Genomic DNA, 26,863 nt, shown 5'->3' on the forward strand with positions numbered 1-26,863 from the left:
CCACCCCTGCGACGACTGTAAAAGCCGGAGCCGGCCCCCGTCTACACCTGTCCCCCACCGGGGGGCGTGGCCCGGGCACTTTATAACCCCGCCGCACTGTACTCCGGCGTGCCGCCCCCCGGCCTTGGGGGCGGCGCCACGGCTGACATCTGCTCAGACCTGGTCGAAGGCGTTCGAGTTCTACACAGAGGACGGCGGCAAGTCGTCCCCGACACCCGCAACGGCATCGGCATCGGCATCGGCAGGGCCGCGTTCGACCGGGCGATGGACTTCCAGTCCAGCGACCTGTGCCTGAACGTCCACTCCACGTCCAACGACTGGCGCGCGCTGGCGGGGCGTCCCGCCGCGTCGTGGAGGTGACGTTGCTGAGGCCGGCCCACAGCCGTCCGGAGTGGTGTCGCTCAGGACACCTTCGAAAAGGCCCAGGTCTGGATGGCCCCGGACGCCCCCGGGCGCTGGGCGAGCAGTGCGCTGTCAGCGGTGGACGGTGCGGTCAGGAGCAGGCCGCTGGACTGGGCGGTAAGGGTGTAGCCGCCGTCCTTGGCGGTGGCGATCCAGCGTTGGTTGGGCGCGCCGCTGCATTGCCATTGGCCAGCGCGGACGAGCCGGTTCGGAGGCGGTAGCCACCGGCGTCGGCGCGGGAGGTGGCCGTACCGGGTGCGGTGAGCCTGGGGTCGGTGGTCACCTTGCGGGTGTCTGCTGGCTCTCCGGTGGGGTGGTCGCCGTAGAAGATGTTCGCGTCGAAGGTGAGGGGGCTCGTGTTGATGTAGCTGGCCTGGGAGGTGGCCACGTAGAAGATGTTGTTGCGGAAGGCGGCGATATCTCCGGTGGAGCCGTTGCCGTTGTTGATGATGTCGACCGGCTTGGATAGATAGAAGGTGTTGTTGTAGATCTGCGTGTTGTTCGTTTTGGCGCAGACCATGTCGAAGAGTTGTCCGCCGTCGTTCTGGCTGATGTTGTAGCGCACGATGTTGTCGGCGCTCGTGGAGCCGGAACCGTTGCACCTCGCCTCCGATGTTGGAGACGGTGTTGTTGCGGATCATGACGCGGGTCTGCGGCGTCCATGTCGCTCAGGTGGCACCGCAGTTTGGGTTGTTCAGCTCCGGGCGCTGCATCCAGCGGTCGCCCGGGTCGCCGCCCCGGCGGTGGTTTCAACGGTTCCCGCAGCAGCCGTGCAGGTGTCAGAGGGAGCCAGGGCTGTCGGTGGCGTCGGCCGTGCGGGTCCCGGCCCTCGGGTGTGGGCAGGCGGACGGGGACCGTGTGGCCTCCCGGGGTCGTTGCCCGACCGACGCTCCGACCTGAGTGACGGCGACGTGGCACTCGGCATGACGCCCCTTCCGACTTCGGGGCACCCCGTTGCTGCACCGTTGGAAGCCCGGGTCGCGGAGGGCCGGGGGCCAGCGGTCTGCCAGACTGCGCACCGGTTGTCGTACAGATCTGAAACGAGTGCAGGGGCATGACCGACCACCGGCGCACCGACCCGAAGCAGCGACCGCGGCCGGAGCGGGCCCGGTGGCGCCGCCGACAGCGACGGACGCACCGACGCGCTGCTGACCGCGGCCCTGCGCGACGGCGGTGATGCGGGCGCGGTCGAGGAGCTCTACCGCCGTCACGCCGATGTCGTTCTCGCGTACGCCCGCGCTTGCTGCCGCGACCCGCACACCGCCGAGGACATGGCCTCGGAGGCGTTCACGCGCACCGTGCAGGCGGTGCGCGATGGCCAGGGCTGAGCGACGATCATGAAGTTGTCTTGCAGTCCGGGGAGCAAACGGGTGATCTCAGGACCACCACGGTGGTGCCCACTCATCCGAGGGGAACGCTCCCAGTACGAGGTAGACCTGGATTTCCTGCTGGACTACGGCCACCTCGCAGCACGCCCCTGCCCGACCAAAGGGCCGGGCAGGGGGCGGCGCAGAGCCGGACGGCAGCTCCCGGTAGGGCGGGACCGGCCGTCAGTCCTTGGCGATGGCCACGCCGAGGAAGATCCCCACCACCAGCGCGACGCTGCCGACGGCCATGACCGACCACGTCCCCGCCTGCGTCGCGCCGAACGTCGAGGTCATCCCCGCCTGGGTCGCCGCCTGCGTGGCCTGCGCCCCGGCCATGGCCGCCTCCTGAACGGCCAGACCCGTCTCCAGTGTCTGAACCTTGCTCTCGAGCTCGGACTGCTCCATCGTGCGGTTCCTCTCTCACGGCGTGCCGGCCGATCCGGCACCACCGTCCATCGGTTCCCCGCCCCGACGCCACTTCCTCGATGGCCACCCGGTGTGCACCCGTTTGCCAACGGCGCACGCACTGCTCGGCGTAGCTGCTCTCGCATCACGGCATCTGCCAGGGCTCGGAGCCGTGCAGTCCAGGTCCGCGTCCTCGTCGGCCAGGGCCCGAACCCTGGCCGCTCAACATCCGGCCGCATACGCCTGCTGGGACATACTGAACCATCCGGAGATCGGCGACACCCGGCGTAGATACGGAAGTGCGGGAGGTAGCGGCGCAGCGTGGAGGGGCTGACGGGTGCTTCGTCGCGGCCGGTCATGCCGTTGTCGGCGAGGTGCTGGGACAGGGCGGTATCGCGCGGCTCGTGTGCGTACTGCTGGATGTACCGGGTCCAGGCAAGGTAGTACCGGTCCACCGTGGTGAGCGGTTCGACCGGATCGGTGTCCGGCCCGGGCGCCGGCTCAGGGGCCAGGTCAGATTCTGGTGCGGGCTCGGGGCGTCACCTTCAGGTACAGGCGTCGCTGCCGACTGGAAGTTGAGCTCGGGCATCGCCGCAGCTGCGGGTGGGGCGGGTGGCGGGAGCGGGCTCGGCGTCTGCTTGTTCCCGGAGCCCGTCGGCCTCGATCGTCTTCGTGAGGTTGACGCTTTCGGGACCAGGGCTGTTTCGATGCTCGACTTCCTGCTTCCCATGCGGCGCGGGCCGGCCGGAGTCGAGTACCGCGGTGACGGTACGGCGTTCGGGGGCCAGCGCCAGGGCTCGGCGCAGCGTCGGCTCGAAGGCGTTGAAGGAGCCAGTCGGGTGCCCCAAGGAGGTTGTGTTCTGAGGGGTCTCGGTTGCCCAGGTGTGCCCGGCGGGCGACGGACTGATCTTGGGTTGTGCGTGTGGCGGCTCGGTAGCCACCGATTCCGGGGCCCGGGGTGCGGGCACGAGCGGGCGCGGACCACGGCCGCGTTGCGGGTCAGGGTCATTGGGACCATCCTCGCAGGCACGGGGAGCAGGTCGGACCGGCGAGGAGATCCGGAACCGGGATGGGACCATCCCCGCAGGCGCGGGGAGCAGGCAGCAGTCAAGTACCGTTGCGGGCGAACACGAGGACCATCCCCGCGGGCGCGGGGAGCAGACTCAGTGACCTGCAGGTTTACCCGCCCCTACGTCGATTCTCAAGCACTTTCACCGATTCGGGCATAGCGGAAATATTCACCATCTCCTCAAACTGACAGCATCTGACTGCCGACTCCACCCGGCTTTCCATAGCTACTCGGAGAGATCGGGCCGCCAGCTCTCACGTATCACTCGGCGAGTCATCGTTCAGAGCAGCCTTCGGATACGGCAGCAACACGGCACCCGCGCCCGGCAACCGATCCACCCACCGCGATCGTTGGGGCTTTCCTGGCCGGCGGTGAAGTCGGCCAGGATGTTGGTTAAGCGCCAGCGGTGTGCCGGGGCTTCTCGCAAGCTACTCTCCGTCGGCCCTTTCGCTGTCTGCCTTTTCCAATGGCGGACTTCACGAGGGCCCCGGAGCCTGACGACTTCGACGCCCAGCCCGGCCGTCCCGGCGACCTGCCGGGCGTAGCGGGGGCGGTTGGCCCGGTATTTGCGGATGGCGGTGCGCAGGAGTGATCGGCGGGCGAAGAATGCTGTGGACCATGTCAGGCGTCTGGCCTGCGCGCTGTCCTCGTGGCCTGCGAGTTGGCGCAGACTGCGGCGGACGATTCGGTACAGGATCAGGAGCAGGGCGAAGGTCTGCTCCACGACGTAGCGGAGCTTGCCCATGCCCTTGATGTTCGGGGCTCCTTTGCGGGAGATGACGGGCAGGATCCGGCGTTTACGCAGTTCATCGCGGTTGGGGTTGGACTCGTAGCCCTTGTCCCCGAGCAAAGCCTCGGGACGTCGGCGGGGCCGGCCGGGACGACCTGCCACGGGTGGGATGCCGTCGACCAGGGCGAGGGTCTGGGTGACGTCGTTGACGTTCGCCGCGGTCGTGATGACTTTGAGCGGGGTGCCGCGTCCGTCGCAGATCAGGTGGTGTTTGCTGCCTGTCTTCCGCCGGTCGACCGGCGACGGACCGGTGTCGGCGCCCCCTTTTTCGCCCGGATGTGGGAGCCGTCCACGCATGCTCTGGACCAGTCGAGGCGGCCGGCCGCGTTCAGCTCGGCGAGCAGGACGCGGTGCAGCTGGTCGAAGACCCCGCCCTTCTGCCACCGCTCCAGGCGCCGCCAGCAGGTCTGACCGGAGCCGTACCCCAGCTCAGGGGGCAGAAGTTGCCACGCGATGTCGTTGCAGAGCACGTACAGGATGCCTTGCAGGCACAGCCGGTCAGCTACAGGCCGCGGCCCTGGTGATCTCGTCGGCCAAGGGGGCAGCAGCGGCTCGATCAGTGCCCACAAGTCGTCAGCCACGATCCACGGTCGAGTACTCACACCACCACGAACGGCCGAATCGTCACACCGGTCACGGGTGACCAGGGCATGTAAAGGCCGAAGTTGTGGGTCACGGGCCACTCGTACCGTGACCGCCGGCACCGGGGTGGGCGGCGCGCGGCGCCACATCCTGGGAACGCTCGTACGGGCTGTCCTGCCTGCGGCTTTCCCTCAGAGGGGAACAATGTACGCGTCTCCCGGCAGACGGTGAGCTTTGTTCTGGAGATCCAGAACAAGACGGTTTACCTAGTGCTACCGTCCGGCCGCGTCGCGTGCCGCTGACCTGGGCTTTCCCCTGGGCGGAAACGATGTATCGCCCACCGAGGGCTGATTCTCCTCGGGGGATACCCACGAGCCGGACTCGGCATCAGATCTCCCGACATTTCTTGGCGGCCCTGGCAGCCCGCCTACCCGTGCTGACGCCGGGTGCAGGGCGGTGACATATCCGCGCTGACGCGAGTGCTCGGGCCCCGTACGCTCACGATGCAACCCCGGCGCCGGTGTACGTGACTTCGGCTTGTCGGGCTTCGAACACGCCGCCGCGCCTCGGGAACGCCGCGAAAGGACGGCACGGAGTATCGTGCCGTCCTCTCAGAAGCGCAGGTCAGCGGATGGTGGTGACCCGGTGCTCCTTGAGAGCGGCGCAGTTGGAGCCGCCCACAGATACGTACACGTTTTTGATGCTGCCGCCCCAGTCGACGCAGTGACCCTTGCCGTAGACGTAGGCCGGCCCCGCGTACGAGGTGTACCGCCCGTAGTCCTCCGCCGCGTCCCCGGTGTCAGGAACCTGGATCCAGGTGCCCATGTCCACGCCGGTACCCGGGTTGTTCCGGATGGTCGCGACGCAGTTCTCGCCGTTCGCGGCGTTGTACGTCAGGTAGACGGTGCCCAGTGAGCCGACGGGCGCCGAATTCACTGTCTTGTAGGCCTCACCGCAAACCTTCTGCGGCGTAGTGTTCGGCGCGGCGGAGGCGGGCGCCGCCAACGCGGTCATGCTCCCCACAGCCAGGGCGGTGAAGGCCGCCGCAGTCAGAACGGAACGGTTGAACTTCATGACTTACCCCTTGTGATCTCAGGAGTGGTCGCTCCTGCCAGATAAGACCCACAGGACAACGCAATGGTTGTATCCGTCGGGAGCCGTGTTTCAACCGAACATGATCGCTTTATCTCTGCTGGTCAGACACGTTCTCGCTTCTGGCAAGGGAGTAATGCGCGTCTTGTCCACGCGACGCGAGCAAGGCGTGAACAAGGCGTGAGCGAGGAGTGCGCGACGGGGTCGGTACCCGGAAATGCCGGAAGAGCGTCAGACAAGGGCTCGCGCGCGGCTGGAAAGGCTGCGGCGGGAACCCCCCGGCCACCCCCCGGTCCCCAGATCGTCGCAGCGGCCTGAGGGGTCGTCTCGCTTGGGGGCGAAGCGCGGTGCACGCGGTGAACCAGGGGCGTGCCGATGCCGTTCAGGCGAGGGACACGCCCGCGTGTCCCGAACCCGACAGCGGGGCGACGACCTGTACGCCTCCCTTCCATCCCAAGAGCTCGTAACACGATCATGGGTGGGTTTTCTTGAGGCGTGTAGCAGATGAGGCTGCAGGCGAGGGAGACGAAGGCGTCGTGGAGTTCGGTGCGGCGTTCCCATCGGACGGCGAGGCGTTTGAAGTGGTGGAGCAGGGCGAAGGTCTGCTCCACCACGTAGCGGAGCTTGCCAATGCCCCTTGATGTTCGGTGATCCCTTGCGGGAGATGACGGGCAGGATCCGACGACGACGCAGCGCGTCGCGGTGGGTGTTGGAGTCATATCCCTGAGCAGGGCTTCAGGTCGGCGGCGGGGCCGGCCGGGGCGGCCGGCGACAGGCGGGATGCCGTCGACGAGGGCGAGGGTCTGGGTGATGTCGTTGACGTTGGCCGCGGTGGTGATGACTTTGAGTGGGGTGCCGCGTCCGTCGCAGATCAGGTGGTGTGCTGCCCGTCTTCCGCCGGTCGACCGGCGACGGACCGGTGTCTGCGCCCCCTTTTTCGCGCGGATGTGAGAACCATCCACGCAAGCCCGCGACCAGTCGAGCTCGCCGGCCGCGTGGAGCTCCGCGAGCAGGACCCGGTGCAGCCGGTCGAAGACCCCTGCCTTTGCCACCGGTCCAGGCGGCGCCAGCACGTCTGCCCCGAGCCGAACCCCAGCTCCAAGGGCAGAAGTTGCCAGGCTATGTCGTTGTAGAGAACGAACAGGATGCCCTGGAGACAGAGCCGGTCCGACACCGGCCGAGGCCCCGGTAACCGCTCCGGCCACGGCGGCAACAACGGCTCGATCAGCGCCCACAACTCATCGTCCACGATCCACGGTCGAGTACCCACACCATCACGAACGGCCGAATCGGCACACCGGTAACGCCCAACCAGGGCATCTCAACAAGATCGTGTTACGAGCTCCAAGGGAGCCATCGGTAGGAAATGCGGCAGCAAATGGACCCTCTCCTCTCGCGGGGCGCAATGGGGAGCCGGAGTCTGGCCAGACTCAAGCCATGGGACCAGACAACTCCGCACAGCATGCGCGCCACGAGATCCGCCTTGCCCTGGTAATGAACGGTGGGGTAAGTCTCGCTGTTTGGATAGGAGGGGTCACTCATGAACTCGATCTGCTGCGCCGAGCGTCGCAACGGCTCCCCTTGCCTGGCGTACAGGCGGAGGAAGAAGGGAGGGGCGACCGCGTGCAGAAGATCTGGGGCGAGGTACTCTCAGCGGCCGGTGCGCAGGTGAACGTTGATGTCGTTTCCGGGACATCGGCTGGTGGGCTGAATGGGATGTTGCTAGCGACAGCGATCGCACGGGGCAGGGCGCTACCGAACCTGCGTGACACGTGGGAGAAGTCTGCCGCTTTGGACCATCTACTTGAGTCGCCGTCGAAGACAAGTGTCTTCAACGGTGAAGTTTTTACCACCGATGTTCAAGAGGCCATCAACGAGATCGACAGATCCGAGACATGTTCCCGCGCACCGGTTGACTTGTTCGTTACCGCCACCGCTTTGGACGGCCGCGAGCTTCGGCATAGCGACAGTTTCGGCAACCCGTTCGACGTTCCGGACCACCGTCGGATCTACCTATTCCGCTATGGACAGCGGGTGGGATATAAGCGGGGTGACGACAACAGATGGCACGTCACGGAAGATGAGCCGGACGACTTCACACCGGACTCCACAGATTTGCTAGCCCTGGCCGCCCGAGCATCTGCTGGCTACCCGGCGGCTTTTCCCCCTGTCAGCGAGCTGCCACTGCTCGGTCATCGTCTGCGCCCCCGGCACGCACTCGATTTCCCGGCAAGTTGCGTTATGGACGGAGGCGTTCTCAACAATGCCCCGTTCGAGCCGGTACTCGAGGCCATTACCAACCGAGCCGTTGTGCATAGCCCAGTCCGGCGCGTGCTCGTCTATGTTGTGCCGTCCGTGGGCATGACCGAACCCAACCCGCAGGACGGGGAGTGCGAAGAAACCCCCGTCCTCGACGTCACACTGAACGCCATCCGATATCCCGGAGAAGCCGATCTGCGCTCCGGGACGGAGGAGATGTTGACCAGGCTTCGAAGCCGTAGCCAGAACGTGCAATCGGATCTGCTGTCCCGTGCAAGGCGGAGCAGCAAGCTGACAGGCCATCTGGAAGATTGCGCAGAAAAATTGCTCCCCGAGTACCGCCGCAACCGCACTCATGCCCTACTCACCGAGGTACGCCGCCGAATCGCTGGATCCGACACCGTGTCCTCGTTCGCCATGCCCAAGGACGACCCGGATGCCAGCGACCGGCTGTTGCGCAGTACCGAGGCGGGATACAACTGGGTTCCCCGCTGGGCTACCAATGAAATCACAGGCACGCGGGAATCATGGCGCTGGGGTATCTCCACCGCAGAGCGACTACTTCAGACTCTGAGCGTTAATCTTCGGCACAGTATCGAGGCCAGCGGCAGCTTTCGACAGAAGACCCTCACTTCAGAGCAAACTACGCTACTCCAGGGTGATCACCATGTCACCGAGTGTCTCCGCAGGACCCTGGCGATTGGTGAGGCGCTCGACGAACAGCTGCAGACCAGATACGGCACCGCAGGCGATGTCTGCGATGAGACGCTGGCTGCACTCATCCACGAGCTGTACGAGGATCTCAGCGTACCCAAGATGTTGGACGAGCTCGTCACATCAGCGAGCATGGCATTTGTAGAAGCACTCAAGCATGCCGGGATGGACACAGGCTGGAGTGCTCAAAAGGTCGTGTCGGTCTGTCTTGCCATCGAAGTCGTCACCCGCGTCTACAACACCCCGGCAAAACTCGTCGAACCGCTCCCGCCTGAGTTCCAGTTCCTCCGGCTTAGCCCGGACAACATGGGGCCGCTCTTCAACACGGACAACATTGCCAAGCTGGGTGAACGCAAGCTCTACGGTCTGCGGCTTATGCACTTCGGGGCCTTCGTCGATGCCAGTTGGCGAAGATCCGACTTCGCCTGGGGCCGCCTGGACGCGGCCCACCATCTGCTGTCCCTCTTCGACCAGCTCACCTCTAAGCAACGAGATGAATTCGAGGAGAGGCTTCATCGGGCAATCCTCAGAGCGGAGGCACCCGAGGATGCCGAAGGAACCGAAGGGGACGCCAGGGCCCTCCAATGGATGAGAAGACACCTCACCAAACTGAAGAAGTCGGACAGCGACATCCTAAAGGGTGTTGCCAAGTCCGTTGACGGTCAAAGAACCATGCGTCTCCTTATCGAAGCAGTCCTTCGCCTCATCGCGACGACGCTGCCACCGGGCAAGGACGAGGCCCCGGCGAAGCAGGCTGGGCGCCGAGCAGTCAACGTCGGGCGCACCGTCTTCGCCTCTAGAATTCCCTCTGAACCTCGCCCCGGCATCAGGATGCGGCTACTGCGCGCCGCCACGTTTCACCTGCGATCAAACACCCGCAAGGCCCGCGATGGTGACCCCATCAAGCTGCCCAGTGCCATTTGGGCATCGGCCAAACGCACTTTTGGCTGCGCAATCATGACTCTTGTGGGCATCAGCGTGCTGATCACGTGGCTGACGGTACGCTGACGACTCAGTGCGTCTTAGGGCTCGCAGATCTCTAACTCGTGGCTGTCACGGTGTTGGGGGTGGAGGGTGTAGTTCCAGTCGCCATGGAAGCGGTGCCGCTGCATGGGCAGGGCGTCGATGTCGCTGTCGGTGACCTTGATGCCGGTGTCGTAGGTGCCCGGGTCGAGTTCGGCGTGGACTGTCAGTCCGGTGTGGGTGGTGGTTGCCTTGATGCTGTTCACGATGACGTCATGGCTGGTCAGAGGTCTGCCTCGCCAGTTCATGGAGATGTGGGAGAACAGCCGGTGCTCGATCTTGTTCCACTTGGAGGTGCCCGGCGGCATGTGGCAGACCGTGATCTCCAAGCCTGTCTCGGCGGCCAGGGCAGCGAGTTCGGTCTTCCAGGCACGGGTGCGGTATCCGTTGGAGCCACCCGCGTCCGCGGTGATCAGCAACCGGGTGGCCTGCGGGTAGTCGCGATTGCCACGGTCCTGCCACCAGCGACGGATCGAGGCGACGGCGAACGCGGCAGTGTCGTGATCGGTGCCGACGTTGACCCAGCCGGTGTTCGCGGCGACGTCGTAGATCCCGTACGGGATCGCCTTGCCAGGTCCCTGCCGGTCAAGGAAGTCATGGGTCTTGACCTGGGTCGGCAGTCCCTTCGGCTGCCACTCTCGGCCCCCGTTCTTGTACTGGCCGATCAACTCCTTCTTCTTGGTGTCCACGCTGATCACCGGGTCGCCGGCGCCCATATGTTCCTTGGCCCAGTCGTTGATGTAGCGGAACTGGGCATCCCGGTCAGGATGCTGGGCTCCCTCGACGGTCTTGGCGTTGGCCTGGAGACTGAACCCCTCCTCCCGCAGCAGGTCGGCGACGGTATCCGCCGAGACGCGGTGGCCCTGCCTCGTGAGCTCGCCGGCGAGTCTGCGGGTGGACTTCGTCGTCCATCGCAGCGGCGACATCGGATCCCCGCGCATATCCGGCTCGACCAGAGCCAACAGCGCGGGCCGCAGTCCTGGATCCACCTCGGCCGCCCGCTTGCGCCCGCCACCGGGACGACGGACCCTGCCCAGCGGTTCCGCCCCTGCCTCCAGTTCGTCCACGCCTTTGCGCACGGTGGCCTCGCTGACATCGGCGGCCTGGGCGACTGCCCGGATACCGCCGTGGCCCAGAACCCGGGCTTCGGCTCCCATCAACAGACGACGCTGCCGCTCGTCAAGGTACGGGAACAACACCCCGAACTTCAGGCTGAGTTGACTGCGGACCTCACCGGATATGCGCATACCACACCAACGAGCCGAACCGCGGGAAGCAACACCTTGATTCTCTGCGAGCCCTAAGGGCTCGTGCACGGTTAGCGGTGAGACGTCGATCTCTGGATCGGCGATCATGGTTGGAGCTGTAACCTTCCTCGGCGCTTCGTACACGCTCGTGCGGGACATCCGGCTGCTCCGCACCGGACCGACCGCCTGACGAGCAGCGCCGTTCCAACCAGCCCCGCCGGTCGTTGTTCGCGTGTGTCGTTGACTGACACACAGTGAGCGCGAATCGAGCCGATACTCCCATACCGGACACCGCGGCAGGGTTTGTGCCGAGATGCTCACGCCCGATCCTCCAGTGATCCCTGCGTCCCTCCCCGGCGAGCTGCTCGACCAGGCCACAGTGGATTACCTGCGGACCGGTGCCAGTGGGGGATGCTCATTCCCGGCGCCGCCGACAGCACTATCGGCACGATTCGCGTGTCCGTGCACGATGTCGGCGCCGACTGACCGGTCGCCAAGGGCAAGGGCAAGTCCGGCACCACCCGCACATCACGCCGAGCGTGCGGCGTTGCGTGCTGGGGAGGGCGCGTCGGTGACGCCTGGGTGACAGCCTCAGCGCCGACATGGGCTTCAGCAATCGCGGAATCCGTCACTACCTGCGCGGACGCGGGATCGCGCATGTGATCCCGGAGAGGAATGACCAGGCGGCCAACCGGCTGCGGCGCGGGAGCGTGGGCGGCCGACCGCCCGGCTTCGACAAGGAGCGCAACACCGTTGAGCGAGCCGTCAACAGGATGAAGCACTTGCGCGCGGTCGCGAGCAGATACGACAAGCGTGCCTGCATCTTCCTTGGGACCGTCACGCTGCGGCATGGGTGGTCCGGCTTCGCTCGTGAGCGCCAGAATCCGTACTCAGTCGTCTTCAGGCAGGTGGGAAGTAGACGGTCCCCGACCGCCAAGCTCCGTGCTCAGTCATCTCCGACTCGATGACGACGTCCTGAATCTCGGCAGGGCCCAACATTTCAATCGAATCGGCCAGGCTTCGCAAGAGCGTTGGGACGCTGTCGCAGCCCGGGCCTGCAGGGTTGCCCTGGGCGAAGTGGCGAACGGTCCAGTACATACTTCGGAGTGCTTGGCACGGCTTGATCGTAAGACCCGCTCCGGCCTGGAAAGAATCGATTGTATACCTGGTGACTCTGACTCGAGCAGAGGCGGAGGGGCATGCGTGGCCGACCATCGGGTAGTCGGCAGCGCAAGGCGTAACCGAGCGAAAAAGGGGTTGTTTCCTCATGTCCTCCTCCCTCGTCGAAACCGTCGACATCAAGGCCCCGGTCAGCGTCACCTGGGCTCTGTGGAGCGATGTGACGCGGTGGCCGGAGTTTCTGAGCCATGTGCGCCGGGTCGATTCGATAGACGAGCGCCGATTCTCCTGGCAGTTGTCCCTGCCGGGCGCCGACAAGAGCTTCGTCGCGGAGCTCACCGAAGTCGTCCCGCTGGACCGGATCGCCTGGAAGACGGTCTCCGGTGTGCATCACGCGGGCGTGGTCACCTTCCACCGGCTCGACGACACCTCCAGCCGGGTAGCCCTGCAGATCGAGTACGACCCCAGCGGATTCGTGGAGCACCTGGGTGCACTGACCAACCTCGACTCGGCGCTGGCCAACTACGACCTGGGCGAGTTTCAGAAGCTGGCCGAGTCCAGGGCGGCGGGTGATGGCTCTGGGGGCATGTGACCACGGCTCGCTGCCGGGGCGTGGAGTGCATCGCAGACGGTAACCGCTTGTGCGCACCGCCATAGTGCGCGCGCACGGGCGGTTCCGTCTGTTGCGGGCGTAGGCAGTCAGCGTCGTGACGGCGTGGAGGAACCGGGCCGGCGGGCGACCGGGTCGTCCGCCGGCCCGCCCTACCGGTGTCGGGTGGGCCATGGGTATCGGCCGCATCGTCGGCCCCGCGCGGCAAGCGGGAGCCTGCCTGGTCGGCCCGGCCGCCTGCGCCGAGCAGACCCGTGGCTTCGACCGGTGCCGAGGTGGCGTGGTTCCGTAAGCCGCTGTACCCCTCGCCGCTGAAGCAGAACCACCGCTGCCACCGCCAGGTCCTCGTCGTGGACGAGGAGACACCCTTCACCGGCGGCGTCGGCATCATCGAGGAATAGGGGAACTCGATCGTGCAGGTGGTGCGAGGCTCAGCCAGCTTCGGCTGGCCGGAAATGCAGACCCTGATCCGCGTCATGCTGGGAATCGGCGGAGGAACGCTTCCGGCTGGCCACCGTGGCGAGACGAACTTCAACCGGCGCTCCCTCGACCACGACGAAGAGGTCATGCTCGCAGTCCTGGACGAGGAGTCCACCGCGACGTTGGACGAGCACTTCGACCAGGGCATAGCCGTGAGCGAACCGATCCGGGAGGGCCGCTGGAAGAAGCGCTCGCTCGCGCAGCGCGCCCGGGTGACGGCCGTCCTGCCCATCCGCCGGTATCTGTGATCCCCGGCGACTGCCGTAGCGCGGCCCTTGTGAATCACCTAGCACAGTTGCCCAAGGGAAATTATCGTGACTCTGAGGACCGTAAAAAAATACATAAGATCTACAGGAGTGAAGTCCAGGCTCCAGGGCACACGAGGCCTCAGAGGTTGATAATAATGGTTCCCATCATTCTTGTTCTTCTGCTCGCCTTAGTTCTCTTCGGTGCCGGTTTCGCATTGAAGGCCCTCTGGTGGATCGCCGCATCGTACTGGTGGTGTGGCTGCTCGGCTACGCGATCCGTCCGGCTACCAGTGGCGGCAAGCGAGGTCGCTGGTACCGCTGGTAAACCGGTCTGAACAGCACAACGACATGCAGGTGGGCTGCCGATCCCATGGCAGATCCTGTGCGACGCGAGTAGTGAGAACTAATGGTGCAAGAAATCAAGGGATTCGGGATAGGTGGCCACGGCAACTCCGGCCACACATAATTTTCAGCCGCGTAAATGTGTGGGGTCCGGCATCCCGGGCATGTGGTCTTCTGAGAGCGCGTCACAGCATTTCCAGGTACGCCAATCCGACTCCACCGCTTCACCTGTGAAGCAGCGAATTTTGATGAGGGAGACGTTATATGAGTGACAGCATCTGGGGTTACCAGCCGACCGCCGGCCACACCGCGGGGGCCGACCTGATCGGTTACAAGGTCGAGGCCACCGACGGCAGCATCGGGAAGGTCGACAAGCACTCGGACGATGTCAACGCCGCGTACCTCGTCGTCGACACCGGTGTCTGGATCTTCGGTAAGCACGTCCTGCTGCCCGCCGGCACCGTACGCACCGTCGACGAGGCCGAGCGGAAGGTCTTCGTCGACCTCACCAAGGATCAGATCAAGAACTCCCCCGAGTTCGACAGAGACAAGCACGTCGGCGACGCCGGGTACCACGAGCAGGTCGGCAGCTACTACAGCCACCGCCGCCCCTGACCCCACAACACCACCCCACGAGTGGGGGCCGACCGGACTGTCTCCGGCCGGCCCCCACTATTCGTGCTCCAGCTGGGCCCACGTGCCGACGCGTCCCTTCTGCCGAGCGGAGCACAGAGCAGCGCGTCGGCTCAGTGGACGGGTAGTGCCCAGGCATTTTCGGCAGCCTGGGCGGTGGAATGGGTTGGGAAGACCTGTTCCAAGCCGACGATCCGGCTGACGCGGTCGGGTACCGCGGCCAGAACGCGGGCTGCGGAAGCGGTCGCCCATACGTCGCCGGCGTCCATCTCCGCATTTGCCTGCAGGACGGTCACGCCCCAGTTGCTTACGCCCTCGTGGCCCTCTGTCGCCGACCGGCCCCGGATGAACGATGAGTCAGGTGTGAACCGACCACATGCGCAGTCTTGAGGTACGGCGCCACTACAAGGTCCGGGCATTCCTGGTCCGCGGCCTCCCGGACGGAGGCGTCCCCGTGCACAACTGCACGGCCACGGAGTGCCCGTGGTCCCTGGACGCCCCGGCCCATCGCCGCGAGGATCTCCTTGTGCCGCAGCGCGGGCGCCTGGTGGAAGACGCCGTCAACGAGCACCACCGTGTCGCCGCCCTCGATCGTGTCGGTGAACAAATCGCCGTGCCGGGCCGGCGGGCACACCCGTACGCCCGGAGCGGCGAGCGGCGGCGCGGACCGTTCCAGCGTCGGCCCGACGAAGATATGAATCACTGCAACCTCCACGGTGCGGCGGGAAGAGGGGGCGCCCCTCCCCGGGCCGGCCGGGTGGGCGGGCGCCGGGGAGGGATGCCTGGGTCAGGACGTGCGAGCCGGGACTACTCCTCGTCCTCCACGTCGACGGCGACGACCACCGTGCTGGTGAACTCCTGGGTCTCCTGCTCGGACCCCGCGGTGCGGGCGGCGGCCTGGGACTTGGACACCATGAGGGGTTCCTCCGTAACGATCTGCGGCCGCTGCAGTTCTTCGCGATCAACATGGCCGCTCAGTCCCTGGGCGGCCAGGTGGTCTGGCTGTCCACCGTCCGCAAGGACGAGAAGACCTCCACCCTAGGGAAGTACATCGACCGGCAGGGCTCCAACGCCCTGTGGATGGCCCGCTCCCTGCGCGCGGCGAAAGCCTTGTGTGAGATCCGCGCGGACATGCCCTGGCCGCACGACGGCCAGGCGCACGACTACAAGCCGGGCGACCCCCGCTGCCCCTACCGGCAGCTGAACGTGTACGCGGACGAGTTCATGACCGCGGCGCAGGACGGGGACTTCGGCGAGTTCATCCAGAACGACGGCAACGACCTCACGGTCACCGGCCTGAAATACGGCATCGGCTTCAACCCCGCCGGGCAGTCGCCGTTCGCACACAACGGGTTCTCCACCGAACAGCCGGCCGACCATCTTCAACATGGGCTCGCCCGGCGCCACGCGTAAGGCGGCGGAGGGCACGATGGAGAACGCCTACGACGTGCCGACCATCCCGGCCCGCTACTCCCGCAACGAAGGCTCCGCGATCGAGCGGGCCATGAAGGGCGAGGCCGACCCGGAGAACGGGGTGAGCACCGGCGGTGTGGCCGTCATGGTCCTGGACAACGGCCGCGCAGTGCTCATGCGGTCGCTGTACGCGGACTTCGACACCGACCTCGCCGACCTGTTCCCCGACGAGGTCAACCGCCTCACCGACCACGAGGTCAGCGAGCTGGAAAAGCGCGGCCTGTGGTTCGACTGGAACGAGCCCGTGCGACCGGGCGAGTTCTGGCCCGAGCCCAAGGACGACGACGGCGATGACGGCGGTTCGCGCCGTCGCGGCGGTGGTGGCGGCAAGGGCGGTGGCGGCAAGCGCGGACCGAAGCCCGACAGCCGCGAGTCCCAGATCGCCTCGCCCCGCCAGGCGCTGGAAGCCATCAAGAGCCTCAACAACGCCTGACCCTCTCCCTGCCTCACCGGTGGGGGCCGGCCTGCCCCGGGCAGGGCTCCCCACCCGACCTCATCAAGGAGGACCCCGCCGTGGCCCTGTCCATCTCCGCCGCCGTGCTGCTGGGCATCGTCGTCGCCGTCCTGCTCAAGGGCGGTCACGTCCGCTTCGGCTCCATGCTGGCGTGCAGCCTGTTCGGCTTCACCCTCGCCGCGACCGGCCTGGCCCCGCTCGTCAACAGCGCCTCGCCTCGCTGGCCGGATTGGTCTTCAGCTTCTGGACTACGCCTCCGTCCACGGCGGGTCGTGGGTGTAGTTGAGACCGTCACAGAAGCGGCAGTCCCACTCCGAGGGGACCTCCCACTTGTCGACCCAGAAGCCGACCTGCTTGCCCACGAAGTAGTTGTCCCCATCGCACCACCCACACTCGAAGACGAACTCCACCCGATCCCCTTCCCCTGGCACATGTTGCTTCGAGGATGCCCGGGTCGCAGGTGCCATGACACCCGTTCGTAGAACCTCGCCATCCCGCTGCACGACACCGAAGGGGCGCCGCCGGACACCATCCCGGCGGCGCCCTGCGGCGTACCCCGCCAGGAGCCCCGATGCCCCGCACCACCCCCTCCCCCTCCATAGGCCGGTCCGCCCCGAACACCCAGACCCCTGCAGCCCCCGCGCCGGCGACGGCACTGTCCCTCGATGAACGCCTCACTCTCGTCAACATCGTGATGACCGTGCGCCTGGACGAAGCGGCCGTCGCCTACGAGGTCAACACCGCGCACATCGACACCGAGACCGTCGACCTGGATGACGTCTTCGCCGGACCCCTCGACACCGGGTCCGCCCCGCTCCCGGACCCGCACCCGACGCCGGTCGCAGCTGCTCTGCAGCGTGCCCACCACCGCCTGCTCACCGGCGGCTGGTGCAGGAACACCATGGCCGACGAAGACGGCGCCCTCTGCCTGTTCGGCGCGGTCCGCTTCGAGGCCCAGCGTGACCTGGGACTGGAGATGGCCGCAATCTCCGTACTGATGGAGGCGATCCGCCGCCGCTTCGGTGACGGCTTCGAGTCCGTACCCGCCTTCAACGACTCCTGCCGCGACAGACGCCTCCCCATGCGGATCCTCGGCCAGGCCGCAGACCTCGCGCATGCCCGCAGCCTGTAACCCCCTTCCCCGACCACCTGCCTCGCACCCGAACTCACCAGGTCGGGTGCGGGCCAGGCCGTCCGGCCTGCGCACCACCCGCCACCAACAGCACAGGAGACACCCCGCGATGCAGAACGAGGACAAGCCCGTCAACGGCCACCACACCCCCAACAGCCCGAGCTTTCTCGACCTGGTCAGCCAGACGCCCCCGCCGCCGGGCATCGACCTGGACAACGAGCCTGGCACCACGCGCTTCGCCCGGCTGCGCGCGGGGTGGACGCCTCTTGGGAGCAGAACGGATTCCTGCACGACCGGTGGGGGGAACTGCGCCAGGCCCCGGATCTCGGCTGGCACTCCATGGCTAACTGGGTGAAGGCGTCCATCGGCCTCGCCGGGATCTGCGCGGTCATCATCCTGCTGGACACCGCGACCGACGTCCTGGCCGAGGCGATGCACCGCCTACTCACCGCCGCCCCGCGCGTACAGGTCGGTGTCGATACCTCCAACGGCGTGTTCGCCGTCGTCGACCAGCCGATCCGCTCCTGCATCGCTTGTGTGCGGGTGGTCTATGACCGCGCTGCCCGAGGCATCGCGACCGGCTACGGGGAAATGACTTCGCCGTCGGAACCTGGTCCCGGCATGATTCTCAGCGTGCACGAGGACCATCGCAGGCGAACGCGGTACACGCTGACCGAGACAGAGCATGGGCATGCCTGGGGGGTCTGCGCCGAGGCGGAAGGGCTGTTCGGAGAACCCCACCGCGGGACCTACGAGCTGTTCGGCTGGGTTCCACAAGCAGAGGTGGGCGGCTGGGTCGGCAACCGAATCTGGCTGGTGCCGGACGATGAGACACTCGACCCCTGGTTGCTGGAGGACGCGGAGAGCCCGGGGCAGCCCCTTGGGACCGAGAGTCTCGTGCTCACCGGCCTGGATGACTACGAAGGTCCGCCCGAGGGCCACAGGGGCCGCGTTCGCGTGCATGACGGGCACCGATGGCTGGGCTCCTGCCGGGAATTCGCCCGTGTCCTGCCGCACAAGAAGTCGGTGCCCCCGCTCGTCCTGCGAGGGCTCACCAAGGGCGATCAGCTGCGGGCGGCACTGGCGAAGGGCACCCGGCGGGAGCTGGACCTGGAGCAGGCCGCCCTGGAGATACGAGACGATCAAGGTGAGCCGCTCACCGAACGCCTGCTCTGGGCCAGAGTCCATGCTTGGCGCCCATCTCCATACGGGACGGATCTGATCGACCTGGAGCTAGATGGAGAGCTCTTCACGCCCGTTCCCGAACACGCCCGGCCCATCTGGGAGCGGTGGCTTGTCGGGCCGCCTGTCACAGCGGCTGCCTGGGCTGGCCTTGATACCCGGAACCGCTGGGCCTGGCACGATCTCGTCCGAGAGCGAGCTGCCTACCGTGCCCTCTGTGACCGGCCGGCCGGGTACGCCTACGAACTCGACGGTCGGCATGTCACCGACGAACCGGGTTTCTACCTGGCGCTTGGCGAGGCGGTAAACGGGCCGGGGGGCTACTTCGGCGGCTGTCTTGCGGCAGTCGATGACTGCCTGCGTGGCACCTTCGGCTACACCACCCCCGCAACGCTGCTCTGGCGGGACGCTGCGACCGCACGCGAGCACTTGTCGCAGGCACTGTCACCGGGTGGCCAGCCCTACGACCTGTTCGGGGTGGTCCTCGATCTCCTAGCCGAGGGCGGCATGCACGTCACCTTGGCGTGATCTACGGTCCGCCCGCCGGGCATCGACCATGTCCAGACGGTCTCCAACCACCTGTGCGCCGAGTCATTGACGGCAATACCGCACGGTCCGTGAGTGTTGCGGCTTGGAAGGCGCGGCGCGGCCGTAGCGAAGGGCTCCCTGACCACTGCGGCTGCCTGCCGTTGGCCTGCCGCAACGTGGCCCTCACCGTCGAGAACACGCAAGCATGGAGGCGAGAAATCGACATGATCGGGTGTCGGCTCACGCCCCGCCCCCTCCTGCCACCGCTGGTCGCTCACCGCCTCAACCAGCACCGGGCTAAGATCACGCAGTTCCTGCTCAGCAACGGAATCCCGGCGACCGCCCCGCGATCTCTTCGGACCAAGACCTCCCGCACGCGCTCGTCCGCAAGCGCATGGAGAAGATGCTGGCCGCCTGCCGCGACGCCAACCGCCGACCGCCGACCGAGCGTCTCGCGTTCGCCCGCAGCCTCGGCATGAGTAACACGACGTTCCGCCGTCGCTACCCCGACCTGGTCGAGGAGATCGCCGCCCACCGGACGACCTCCAACGACGAAGCGGTACGTGAGCCATCAGCCCAGGACACCCTGATCGCCCGCAATGCCAAGCTCCGGCGCCGCAACCGCGAACTCACCGCTGCACTTGCCCTGGCCGCCGTGCAGATTCAGTACGTCACCCTTGAGAACACACGACTCCTCGAGGCACTCGAAGCCCAAGAAGGAGTTACCCAGCTGAGTAGTCGGCCTCGACTCCGCTGACACCCACCTCATCGTGGCTGGCAGCCCAACAAAGCCTCCGGCCTGCCAGCCACTGCGGCTGCAATCACTGCCACGAAGTTGTCGGTCCAGCAGTCGGACTCTTTCGTCGCGACTTCGACCCCGCATCCGGCGCAGACAAGGTTGGGACCATCTTGGCCAGCGAGCCCGCAGCAACCACTGACACGTCGTGGGTCGGGGTGAAGCGCCGTCCTGGGAACGTCATCCGGGTGAAAGATTAGGAGGCTGTTGTCGAAGTTGATCTTAAAGGTTCCCCGGGCCATCCGAGGCGGAACGACTTCGTGGCTCGGCGGACGCTCGGGGCTCCTCAGCGGTTCGCCCGGCACCACCTCGCTGGTTAGAGGCTGCTCGCATTTGGCACAGCAAAAGACGGTCATCCCGGCATTCTCCCCGCCAACAGCGCTCACCGAGGTGGGCTAACTGGTCAATGGCCAGCGCTCAACTACGTCCACAACATCGCAGCCCACTCCGCCACGCTGCAGATCAGCGCCACCGTCGTTAACACGGTCTGGCAGATCGTCGGCCTCTTCGGCCTGACCGGCGGCTTCTTCCGAGGCAGCGGGGCTCGCATCACCTGGGCGGCCTGGGGGGCATGCAGCATCGCCATGGTCCACAGCGCCGCACCCGCCGACGGCCGCACCATCGCCACCGGACTTGCCGCCCTCGCCGGGACCGCCGCCTCCACCCTCGCACTGCGCGGCCTGACGCTGCGCCCCACGGTCTTCACCCACATCCACAACGCCGGTCACGACATCGCACCCCAGATCCACCTCCCGGCTCCGGCGGCCCCGCCCACCGAAGAGAACCCGGACAACGCGCACCCGCCCCAGAAGCGCTGACCCGTCGCCTTGCCTGGTTCCACGCACGCCCACGCCGCCGACAGGCACGACGAGGTGAAGACCCGCAGCAGCCCACCGACTCCCTTCACCACACGCACCCACCACGAAAGCAGGACTCATCACCATGGCGATCTTCCTCCTCGGCAACGGCAACCAGGTCGACTCCAGCGCGAGCGCGGACGACTTCCAGCGTGCCGCGGACGGTTCCGTCACCGTCAACGGCGGCGTATATGGGGGCGCCAACCACGGCATCGCCGGGGGCGTCCACCGCTCCAGTGACGACCCCGCCGCGAAGGCGAAGCGACTCAAGGAGGCCGAGGAGCTGGCCTCGGCTTGCGCCGCCGCCGTATGGGCGGCCCTGGACAGCCAATAGCAAGCCGGGGCGACCGACTCACTGCCAAGCAGCCGGCCGCCCTCCAACTCGACGGCAGACAGGCCGGACACCGACCCGCACCACACAGGAGGACTCACCCATGCCCAGCGACCAGGACATCCAGGAGCAGCTGCGCAAGGCGGCCGAGGAGCAGCAGCGGGCCTCGCAGCGGCTGGCCGAAGAGATCGCCGCCGCAGCCCGCAGGGACGGCGGCGCCTGACAGCTCGATACGCCGACCGACCATCCCGACCTACCGCGCCCCGCCAGCACCCGCCGACGGGGCGCGGTGCTTGCCGCCGACGACTGGAGGAGACTCCTCGTGCTCATCCCCGTCCGCGCCGCCGGATCGGCCGGCCCCGCCCCATTACCCCTGGCCCCCGCCACCCCGCGCCCCAGCGCCGATTTCCCGGTACCTGGAGCAGGTGATGGCAGGCCAGGACATGGTCGACGCCGACCCGTACGACCCCGGGAGCGGCTCCTTACCGGTCTTCCGGTGGACGCAGGCAGGGCGCGAGAACCTCGCGACCCGCCGCCAGCTGCGGGACATGGGACTGCGCCCCGGCGGCCGGGAGCCCGTCGCGCGGATCGAGTGCCGCGGCGGCAAGCGCTTCGCGTGGCTGTACCGGATCGACATGGCGAAGCCGAAGCTCCCGATGACTCTCGCCAAGGAAGCCGCGCTCGACAAGGCGATGGCGGCCCGTCAGCAGTGTCCCGGCTCCTGCGGCCGGCGCTATTTCCACTGCCTCCCGCTGAAAACCCTGGGGTCATGCGTGGAGTGCTACGACGGCACGCCCGCGGGCCCTGCCTCCTACCTCGCTCCCCCGGCCAAGCACCTGCTTGCCGCATGATCCGAGAGGACACCAGCTCATGACCACCTACACCACCGACACCGACGAGGCGATTCGCTTCACCGCCGACGTCGTCCTGTTCGCCGCCGGCCACGTGCTGCTGATCGAGCGGGGCTGGGATCCGTACGAGGGCTACTGGGCTCTGCCTGGCGGTCATGTGAACGTCGGAGAGACGAGCGTTGTCGCCGCTGCGCGCGAGCTCGTGGAGGTTATGTGAGCAACGGCTGTGTCCCACGGGAAAGTGTCTCATCTGTGGTGTGGGAGTCGGCAACGTCTTGGGTCAGGCGCTGACTGCAGGAGGCCGCCCCGGCCCGGAGAGGTGGGCCCACCGACGGAATTCTCCGACCTGCGGTGTTGCCGGGCGTGGGGTGCCTGTTTCCCGGCAAAGAGTGGTGCGCCTTCCCACGCGGTGCGGGCGGCCCTGCTAGCCCGGTGTATCCGGGTCCTTGCCGCCCCGTTCCTGCCAGGATGCGAGGTTGTTGCGGGCAGTGAGGGTGTGGGGTGGTCGGCCCCCAGCACGCGCAGGAAAAGGCGACCGCGGCATGGCGGGACATCGAGGACGCAAGCCTAACCGATCTCTTCTGACCCATCCATGAATGCCGGGGGCCCCCGCCATTGCAGACGGCCGGGGCCCCTGGCATTGGTCAGATCTAGTAGGCGGACCACAGTCGGGAGAGACCGCTGCCGCACGTGTTCAGGCTTACGCGATGGATCGCCCCTGATCCCGCGACAAGACAGGTTTTGGTTGCATTGTTGATCAGCTGCTCCCCCGCCGGGGAATTGATGCTGTGCACTGTCCACAAGGCTGCCGGATCGTTGGCCAAGCACGGCCTCATCGTCGGCTGACCGTTGCGGGCGACCAAACAAAGTCTGTCACCAACGTTTTGCCGAATTTCGGTCAACGTTTCATAGGCGTCGACCATCAGCCAGGTCTGATAGGCGCCACCGTTGCAGCCTGTCGTGTAGGGCCCGTAGTCGGCCCTGTAGTCGAGGCACTCCCCCAAATTATAAGCCGCGCTCTTCACCTGCATGTACGACATCCCCGCCGCCTGTGCGGGTGCGGTACCGAGGCCCCAGCACAGCGCAGCGGCCGCCGCACCTATGGCGGTAATCTTCTTCAGCACGTGTCCTCCACGTTTTTGTGGCGCGACGTCTACCAAGGGACATTAAAGAGGGCTACCAGCAGGCGCGGCAACCGCTCAACGAGCTCGATCCGCCGCCTGTCCGTGTTCGAAGTGACCACGCTCATCGGACGGTTGCCAGTACGTCCCGGGTAGGGCTCCATCGGCTCGCAGCCGGCTTCCCGGAGTTCGACGTTGGCCAAGGCGTGATCGGCCGTCGGTCACCCCCGACCTGTCGCTGGCCTCCGCAGAACCCGCCCCGCCATTTCGTCACCCGCCGCAGCCCATTTCTTCGGTGGCCCAGGGTGGTCCGGGGGCGGGGCGGGTTGTCAGGTTGGGCGCAGTGCGCGGACTACTCCGTAGCTGGAGTCGGAGAGCTGTGACCTGAGCTTTCCGGCGTCTTTTTCTAGTTCGGCATTGCGCAAGGCCAGGATCTGGATCTGGTTGGCGTAGGTCGCTGTGGTGTCCTTCAACTCCCTGACCTCGGCGGCGTACTCCTTGCGGAGTGCGCGTTCCTGCTTGCGCAGTCGGGCGACCTCGGCCTTGAGCTCGTCGACTTCGGGACGCTTGACCTCGGGGGCAGAGAGAATCTCTTTGATCGCGGGGGCGACCGGCGAGCGGTAGTAGGAAGCTCGTGACACCCCGCCCTCGGCGGCGATGTTCACAGCTGTAACGGAGCCGTCGGTGATCGCCGGGCGGCCGTACATGAGTCGTTCGAAGGCCCGCATGATCTGCCGGTCGATGTCGGTGAGCCCTCCGTGCTCACGAACCAGACGGGCGAAGACGCTATGGGTGATGCTGCTGGTGGTCATGCGGGCGTTCCTTCCTCGTCACGAAGCTCGACGATCAGCTGGGTGAGCGTCGACAGGTGTCCCGACGCGGAAGTGCCCACACTGCGACCGAACCGTCCGGCTCAGCCACTCCATCAAGCGGCTCCGGGTCTGCGGCACCTGCTACAACCGCTCAACCGCCAAGCCCTGCAAGCACTGCGGTCGCTCCCGGCCCGTCGCCGGACGCACCACCGACGGCGCCCCCTTCTGCAGCGACTGCCGCGACAAGGACGCCACCTGCCAGGAGACATGCGTCAGCTGCGGCCGTCACCGCGCCGTCTCCGCCCGCACCGAGAGCGGGCCGCTCTGCACGTCCTGCCGCAAGCCACCCAGAATGCAGTGCAGCACCTGCGACAAGATCCGCCCCTGCTTCCACAGCGCCGACGGCACCCCACGCTGCCGGGCCTGCCTGACGAAACTGGAGCCCTGCACCGACTGCGGGCGCCCCTCCCGCGTGGTCGCCCGGACACCTCGAGGACCGTTCTGCGAGAACTGCTGGGAGGTCGCCCCCGAGGCCCGCAAGCCGTGTCAGCAGTGCGGCACCGTCGAGAAGCTCTTCCACTTCGGCCTCTGCCGCCGATGCGCCGGCGAACGCCACCTGCGGCAGCCGCTGACCTCGCCGAACGGCGAGGTCCGTCCCGAGCTCGACAAGGTCGCTACGGCTCTCTTGGACTTCAACTCCCGACGGACACTGCTCTATCTGCGCGAATCGGCCACGGCCAAGCAGCTGGTCACCGACCTCGGTGCCGGAGCCTGCGACCTCACCCACGAGGACCTCGACGCCCGCATGCCCGGCCCGAAGGACCTGTCCGTCGACTACTTCCGCTCCGTCCTGGTCTCGGCCGGCATTTTGCCCGTCCGTGATGAGTACCTGGCCAGACTGGAGCGGTGGATCGAGTTCAAGATCGCGGCTCTGGACGATCCGGAAGACCGCCGACTTATCACCGCCTTCGCCCGCTGGGACCGCGTCGTCCGCATCCGACGCCGGGCCCGAGGCAAACCGATCTCACCGGCGGCAGTAGACGTCGCCCAGAGCCAGATAGGCAAGGCCGTCACCTTCCTGACCTGGCTCAAGAAGCACGACGCGACCTTGGCGACTTGCGATCAAACGCTCATCGACCTCTGGCTCACCTCGGAGGACCACCAAGGCCCCTACATCGCACGCGCATTCGTCGCCTGGGCCGTTCGCAGCAAGTACGCCTCCAGCCTCAGCATCCCCCACCGGCCCCAGAGAACCTTCTACCGACCTCTCGACGCCGACGAACGCTGGACGATCGCCCGCCAGCTACTCAACGACGACTCCTACGAAACCAAGGACCGCGTCGCCGGACTCATGGTCCTTCTCTACGGCCAGACCCCCGCCAAGATCAGCCGACTGACCACCGCACACGTCCTCCACGACGAGAACGGAGTCGCCCTACAGCTCCACAAGACCCCGCTGCGACTCCCGCCGCCCCTGGACGAACTCGTCCTCCAACTCGTCGAAATCGCCCGCAGCCACGAGCACATGGTGATGTCCAACGAACAGAACGCACCCTGGCTCTTCCCGACCCAGCGCCCCGGAAAGCCGCTGACCAACCGACGACTCACAAGGAGACTCCACAACATCGGACTCCCCTCGGAAGCGGCACGATGTGCCGCCCTGCTCGACCTCTGCATCCAGATGCCCCCGGCCGTCCTCCAGCGGCTCCTCGGCGTCAGCGCCTTCGCTGCCGAACGGTGGGCAGCCGGGGCCGTCAGGACCGCCTACGCAGCCGAGGTGGCCCGCCGATCGTGACGCACGAAACAGCAACCCAGGGCTTGGTCATTCCCAAGCGGTCTCAGCTACCGTCTGTCTCGACGCCGCCTCGCAGCCCCCACTCATCAAGGCCCGAATAGATCAACGCGATGCGGCCTCCGGGGAATCCGAGGGACTCGGCCTCCCCGGTGAAGAGCGCCACCAGAGAGTCAGAACCTCTCCACCAGGTGTCTGCAAGGCCCATCACCTCGCGCACCGGTTCGTAGCCGTCCAGCTCGATGCCATCGACGTCATCGCCGACGAGCTTGGTGACCTGCTTCGCCCACATGGAAGCGTGGTGGGCCAGGGCAAGCGATTCCACCCAGCCCTCGATGGACGCGTGGAGAGGCGCCCACCCATCTGCCTGGATTCCAAACTCACCAGACGGACCGATCATGAATGAGTAGGGGACCGCGGTTCGTTGCATCCCAGCTTCGAACCACCACCCTGCCGAGTCTGATTCGGGCGACTCCGGATCGAGGTACTTGGGGCCTCCGTCGTACTGCGATGCGGGTGGCAGGAGCAGACCGCCCCATCTCTCCTGGTAGGCCGCCATGCGGTCGATCACTGCTGCCGGGACGTCTCGCTCAAGCCACCACTGCCGGTGCCCCTCCACGGACCGGACGTCGACCTTGATGCCGTGCGTGCTGACGAACAATCGGGCTCGTCGAGTCAAGCCATCAGGCACATCGTTGAAGAGGTTGAGATTCACCACGGCGACGCTACCCAGTAGCCCGAAGGACAGCGGGTGCGGGTCCCCTATGCGTCCCGCGACACCGCGGCTGAGCCGAGCTGAAGCGGCTTCCTATTCCGCACGCCTGAATATCCGAACCTGCCGACACTCGCGGACAAGGCTGGCAAGTCCGGATACATCAAGCACGCCACCGTCGTCCGTAAGACCGGCGGCGAGGGCACCCAGTACCCCAAGGCCGTCCAGGACGTCTCCGGGCCCGGGACGGCGCTCATGGAACTGGACGAGGCGGCCCACCGCGCGATCGGTGTTGCCGCTGCCCGGTGCTGTGCCCGAGCCGGGATGGACACCACCGGTGCAACTACGGCGCAGGCGCGGACGAAGCCCCTTACGGCGGCCCTTCACCGCGCGATCGGCGCTTCCGCAGACACCAGCTACCTCACCACACGGCGCGCCGT

General features: G+C 66.6%; 26 protein-coding genes and 7 pseudogenes. 19 read left to right on the plus strand and 14 right to left on the minus strand.

Annotated features, from left to right (window positions below; all coding sequences use genetic code 11):
- The first annotated feature begins 108 nt into the window (after positions 1-108).
- On the plus strand, positions 109-360 hold the full coding sequence (locus ACFWVP_RS19290; RefSeq protein ID WP_384498106.1) for a hypothetical protein: 252 nt from the start codon (positions 109-111) through the stop codon (positions 358-360).
- A 41-nt stretch (positions 361-401) separates the two neighbouring features.
- Here the strand turns inward: ACFWVP_RS19290 and ACFWVP_RS19295 are convergent, their stop codons facing one another.
- Positions 402-554: a hypothetical protein gene (locus ACFWVP_RS19295; protein WP_384498374.1), complete on the minus strand. Its 153-nt coding sequence runs from the start codon at positions 552-554 to the stop codon at positions 402-404.
- Positions 494-967, minus strand: coding sequence for a hypothetical protein (locus ACFWVP_RS19300; protein WP_384498392.1), 474 nt, complete (start codon positions 965-967; stop codon positions 494-496). The genes ACFWVP_RS19295 and ACFWVP_RS19300 overlap by 61 nt, the downstream gene beginning before the upstream one ends.
- Positions 968-1,562: 595 nt before the next feature.
- Here ACFWVP_RS19300 and ACFWVP_RS19305 point away from each other — a divergent pair.
- The gene (locus ACFWVP_RS19305; protein WP_384498376.1) at positions 1,563-1,730 is read left to right on the plus strand and encodes an RNA polymerase sigma factor; all 168 of its coding nucleotides are present in this window, start codon (positions 1,563-1,565) and stop codon (positions 1,728-1,730) included.
- Positions 1,731-1,952: 222 nt separating this feature from the next.
- Here ACFWVP_RS19305 and ACFWVP_RS19310 read toward each other — a convergent pair whose 3' ends face one another.
- The 5 genes and pseudogenes from ACFWVP_RS19310 to ACFWVP_RS19330 form a co-directional block, all read right to left on the minus strand.
- The gene (locus tag ACFWVP_RS19310) at positions 1,953-2,174 is read right to left on the minus strand and encodes a hypothetical protein (RefSeq protein WP_384498108.1); all 222 of its coding nucleotides are present in this window, start codon (positions 2,172-2,174) and stop codon (positions 1,953-1,955) included.
- A 545-nt stretch (positions 2,175-2,719) separates the two neighbouring features.
- Entirely contained in the window at positions 2,720-3,022 is a 303-nt protein-coding gene (locus ACFWVP_RS19315) for a hypothetical protein (protein ID WP_384498110.1), read from the minus strand.
- An 870-nt stretch (positions 3,023-3,892) separates the two neighbouring features.
- Positions 3,893-4,617 (minus strand): annotated as a pseudogene (locus ACFWVP_RS19320) (IS5 family transposase); the annotation flags it as partial.
- Positions 4,618-5,239: 622 nt separating this feature from the next.
- Positions 5,240-5,689 (minus strand): spore-associated protein, encoded by a 450-nt coding sequence (locus ACFWVP_RS19325; protein ID WP_384498112.1) that lies wholly within the window; start codon positions 5,687-5,689, stop codon positions 5,240-5,242.
- A 515-nt stretch (positions 5,690-6,204) separates the two neighbouring features.
- A pseudogene (locus ACFWVP_RS19330) lies at positions 6,205-6,959 on the minus strand (IS5 family transposase); the annotation flags it as partial.
- 185 nt (positions 6,960-7,144) lie between these two features.
- Here ACFWVP_RS19330 and ACFWVP_RS19335 point away from each other — a divergent pair.
- Positions 7,145-9,688: a DUF3376 domain-containing protein gene (locus tag ACFWVP_RS19335; protein ID WP_384498114.1), complete on the plus strand. Its 2,544-nt coding sequence runs from the start codon at positions 7,145-7,147 to the stop codon at positions 9,686-9,688.
- Positions 9,689-9,741: 53 nt separating this feature from the next.
- On the opposite strand, the pseudogene ACFWVP_RS19340 reads toward ACFWVP_RS19335, so the two are convergent.
- Positions 9,742-10,950 (minus strand): annotated as a pseudogene (locus ACFWVP_RS19340) (ISAzo13 family transposase); the annotation flags it as partial.
- Positions 10,951-11,263: 313 nt separating this feature from the next.
- Here ACFWVP_RS19340 and ACFWVP_RS19345 point away from each other — a divergent pair.
- From ACFWVP_RS19345 to ACFWVP_RS19370, 6 genes and pseudogenes are all read left to right on the plus strand, one after another.
- A complete protein-coding gene (locus tag ACFWVP_RS19345; protein ID WP_384498116.1) occupies positions 11,264-11,536 on the plus strand; it encodes a hypothetical protein in 273 nt (90 codons plus the stop codon).
- A 40-nt stretch (positions 11,537-11,576) separates the two neighbouring features.
- Positions 11,577-11,795, plus strand: a pseudogene (locus ACFWVP_RS19350) (IS5/IS1182 family transposase); the annotation flags it as partial.
- A 422-nt stretch (positions 11,796-12,217) separates the two neighbouring features.
- Positions 12,218-12,661 carry an SRPBCC family protein gene (locus tag ACFWVP_RS19355; RefSeq protein ID WP_384498118.1) on the plus strand — a complete coding sequence of 148 codons (444 nt, stop codon included), beginning with the start codon at positions 12,218-12,220 and terminating at the stop codon, positions 12,659-12,661.
- Between the two features lie 278 nt (positions 12,662-12,939).
- A pseudogene (locus tag ACFWVP_RS19360) lies at positions 12,940-13,407 on the plus strand (hypothetical protein); the annotation flags it as partial.
- Between the two features lie 155 nt (positions 13,408-13,562).
- Positions 13,563-13,732: pseudogene (locus tag ACFWVP_RS19365) on the plus strand (hydrophobic protein).
- A gap of 281 nt (positions 13,733-14,013) precedes the next feature.
- Positions 14,014-14,364, plus strand: a complete 351-nt coding sequence (locus ACFWVP_RS19370; RefSeq protein ID WP_384498120.1) for a PRC-barrel domain-containing protein — start codon at positions 14,014-14,016, stop codon at positions 14,362-14,364.
- Positions 14,365-14,495: 131 nt separating this feature from the next.
- Here the strand turns inward: ACFWVP_RS19370 and ACFWVP_RS19375 are convergent, their stop codons facing one another.
- Positions 14,496-14,678, minus strand: a complete 183-nt coding sequence (locus ACFWVP_RS19375) for a hypothetical protein (RefSeq protein WP_384498122.1) — start codon at positions 14,676-14,678, stop codon at positions 14,496-14,498.
- Between the two features lie 11 nt (positions 14,679-14,689).
- Entirely contained in the window at positions 14,690-15,085 is a 396-nt protein-coding gene (locus tag ACFWVP_RS19380; RefSeq protein ID WP_384498124.1) for a hypothetical protein, read from the minus strand.
- A gap of 263 nt (positions 15,086-15,348) precedes the next feature.
- Between ACFWVP_RS19380 and ACFWVP_RS19385 the strand changes: the two genes are divergently transcribed.
- Complete coding sequence (locus ACFWVP_RS19385) at positions 15,349-15,795, plus strand: hypothetical protein (protein ID WP_384498126.1); 447 nt, start codon at positions 15,349-15,351, stop codon at positions 15,793-15,795.
- Positions 15,770-16,288 carry a hypothetical protein gene (locus ACFWVP_RS19390; protein ID WP_384498128.1) on the plus strand — a complete coding sequence of 173 codons (519 nt, stop codon included), beginning with the start codon at positions 15,770-15,772 and terminating at the stop codon, positions 16,286-16,288. The genes ACFWVP_RS19385 and ACFWVP_RS19390 overlap by 26 nt, the downstream gene beginning before the upstream one ends.
- A gap of 269 nt (positions 16,289-16,557) precedes the next feature.
- On the opposite strand, the gene ACFWVP_RS19395 is transcribed toward ACFWVP_RS19390, so the two are convergent.
- Positions 16,558-16,719 carry a hypothetical protein gene (locus tag ACFWVP_RS19395; protein ID WP_384498130.1) on the minus strand — a complete coding sequence of 54 codons (162 nt, stop codon included), beginning with the start codon at positions 16,717-16,719 and terminating at the stop codon, positions 16,558-16,560.
- 161 nt (positions 16,720-16,880) lie between these two features.
- On the opposite strand from ACFWVP_RS19395, the gene ACFWVP_RS19400 reads away from it, so the two are divergent.
- From ACFWVP_RS19400 to ACFWVP_RS19430, 7 genes and pseudogenes are all read left to right on the plus strand, one after another.
- Positions 16,881-17,441: a hypothetical protein gene (locus ACFWVP_RS19400; RefSeq protein WP_384498132.1), complete on the plus strand. Its 561-nt coding sequence runs from the start codon at positions 16,881-16,883 to the stop codon at positions 17,439-17,441.
- Between the two features lie 621 nt (positions 17,442-18,062).
- The gene (locus ACFWVP_RS19405) at positions 18,063-19,151 is read left to right on the plus strand and encodes a barstar family protein (protein ID WP_384498378.1); all 1,089 of its coding nucleotides are present in this window, start codon (positions 18,063-18,065) and stop codon (positions 19,149-19,151) included.
- A gap of 394 nt (positions 19,152-19,545) precedes the next feature.
- Positions 19,546-19,908: a hypothetical protein gene (locus ACFWVP_RS19410; RefSeq protein WP_384498134.1), complete on the plus strand. Its 363-nt coding sequence runs from the start codon at positions 19,546-19,548 to the stop codon at positions 19,906-19,908.
- A 623-nt stretch (positions 19,909-20,531) separates the two neighbouring features.
- A complete protein-coding gene (locus ACFWVP_RS19415; RefSeq protein ID WP_384498136.1) occupies positions 20,532-20,765 on the plus strand; it encodes a hypothetical protein in 234 nt (77 codons plus the stop codon).
- Between the two features lie 124 nt (positions 20,766-20,889).
- Positions 20,890-21,138 (plus strand): hypothetical protein, encoded by a 249-nt coding sequence (locus ACFWVP_RS19420; RefSeq protein ID WP_384498138.1) that lies wholly within the window; start codon positions 20,890-20,892, stop codon positions 21,136-21,138.
- A 425-nt stretch (positions 21,139-21,563) separates the two neighbouring features.
- The gene (locus tag ACFWVP_RS19425) at positions 21,564-21,986 is read left to right on the plus strand and encodes an RRQRL motif-containing zinc-binding protein (RefSeq protein WP_384498140.1); all 423 of its coding nucleotides are present in this window, start codon (positions 21,564-21,566) and stop codon (positions 21,984-21,986) included.
- A gap of 19 nt (positions 21,987-22,005) precedes the next feature.
- A pseudogene (locus ACFWVP_RS19430) lies at positions 22,006-22,194 on the plus strand (NUDIX domain-containing protein); the annotation flags it as partial.
- Positions 22,195-22,636: 442 nt separating this feature from the next.
- Here ACFWVP_RS19430 and ACFWVP_RS19435 read toward each other — a convergent pair.
- Entirely contained in the window at positions 22,637-23,110 is a 474-nt protein-coding gene (locus tag ACFWVP_RS19435) for a ricin-type beta-trefoil lectin domain protein (RefSeq protein ID WP_384498142.1), read from the minus strand.
- A 326-nt stretch (positions 23,111-23,436) separates the two neighbouring features.
- Positions 23,437-23,919, minus strand: coding sequence for a hypothetical protein (locus tag ACFWVP_RS19440; RefSeq protein ID WP_384498144.1), 483 nt, complete (start codon positions 23,917-23,919; stop codon positions 23,437-23,439).
- Between the two features lie 352 nt (positions 23,920-24,271).
- On the opposite strand from ACFWVP_RS19440, the gene ACFWVP_RS19445 reads away from it, so the two are divergent.
- A complete protein-coding gene (locus ACFWVP_RS19445) occupies positions 24,272-25,714 on the plus strand; it encodes a hypothetical protein (protein ID WP_384498146.1) in 1,443 nt (480 codons plus the stop codon).
- A gap of 43 nt (positions 25,715-25,757) precedes the next feature.
- On the opposite strand, the gene ACFWVP_RS19450 is transcribed toward ACFWVP_RS19445, so the two are convergent.
- Positions 25,758-26,426 (minus strand): hypothetical protein, encoded by a 669-nt coding sequence (locus tag ACFWVP_RS19450; protein ID WP_384498148.1) that lies wholly within the window; start codon positions 26,424-26,426, stop codon positions 25,758-25,760.
- Positions 26,427-26,863: the final 437 nt, after the last annotated feature.

The sequence above is a fragment of the Streptomyces sp. NPDC058637 genome (genome assembly GCF_042717325.1).
Classification (GTDB): Bacteria; Actinomycetota; Actinomycetes; order Streptomycetales; family Streptomycetaceae; genus Streptomyces.

Excerpts from the sequence above, each read along its gene's own strand:
- ACFWVP_RS19310 (WP_384498108.1), bottom strand. The coding sequence starts at position 2,174 with ATGGAGCAGTCCGAGCTCGAGAGCAAGGTTCAGACACTGGAGACGGGT.
- ACFWVP_RS19325 (WP_384498112.1), bottom strand. The coding sequence starts at position 5,689 with ATGAAGTTCAACCGTTCCGTTCTGACTGCGGCGGCCTTCACCGCCCTG.
- ACFWVP_RS19335 (WP_384498114.1), top strand. The coding sequence starts at position 7,145 with ATGGGACCAGACAACTCCGCACAGCATGCGCGCCACGAGATCCGCCTT.
- ACFWVP_RS19345 (WP_384498116.1), top strand. The coding sequence starts at position 11,264 with ATGCTCACGCCCGATCCTCCAGTGATCCCTGCGTCCCTCCCCGGCGAG.
- ACFWVP_RS19355 (WP_384498118.1), top strand. The coding sequence starts at position 12,218 with ATGTCCTCCTCCCTCGTCGAAACCGTCGACATCAAGGCCCCGGTCAGC.
- ACFWVP_RS19370 (WP_384498120.1), top strand. The coding sequence starts at position 14,014 with ATGAGTGACAGCATCTGGGGTTACCAGCCGACCGCCGGCCACACCGCG.
- ACFWVP_RS19385 (WP_384498126.1), top strand. The coding sequence starts at position 15,349 with ATGGCCGCTCAGTCCCTGGGCGGCCAGGTGGTCTGGCTGTCCACCGTC.
- ACFWVP_RS19390 (WP_384498128.1), top strand. The coding sequence starts at position 15,770 with ATGGGCTCGCCCGGCGCCACGCGTAAGGCGGCGGAGGGCACGATGGAG.
- ACFWVP_RS19400 (WP_384498132.1), top strand. The coding sequence starts at position 16,881 with ATGCCCCGCACCACCCCCTCCCCCTCCATAGGCCGGTCCGCCCCGAAC.
- ACFWVP_RS19405 (WP_384498378.1), top strand. The coding sequence starts at position 18,063 with ATGATTCTCAGCGTGCACGAGGACCATCGCAGGCGAACGCGGTACACG.
- ACFWVP_RS19410 (WP_384498134.1), top strand. The coding sequence starts at position 19,546 with ATGGAGAAGATGCTGGCCGCCTGCCGCGACGCCAACCGCCGACCGCCG.
- ACFWVP_RS19415 (WP_384498136.1), top strand. The coding sequence starts at position 20,532 with ATGGTCCACAGCGCCGCACCCGCCGACGGCCGCACCATCGCCACCGGA.
- ACFWVP_RS19420 (WP_384498138.1), top strand. The coding sequence starts at position 20,890 with ATGGCGATCTTCCTCCTCGGCAACGGCAACCAGGTCGACTCCAGCGCG.
- ACFWVP_RS19425 (WP_384498140.1), top strand. The coding sequence starts at position 21,564 with ATGGCAGGCCAGGACATGGTCGACGCCGACCCGTACGACCCCGGGAGC.
- ACFWVP_RS19440 (WP_384498144.1), bottom strand. The coding sequence starts at position 23,919 with ATGACCACCAGCAGCATCACCCATAGCGTCTTCGCCCGTCTGGTTCGT.
- ACFWVP_RS19445 (WP_384498146.1), top strand. The coding sequence starts at position 24,272 with ATGCAGTGCAGCACCTGCGACAAGATCCGCCCCTGCTTCCACAGCGCC.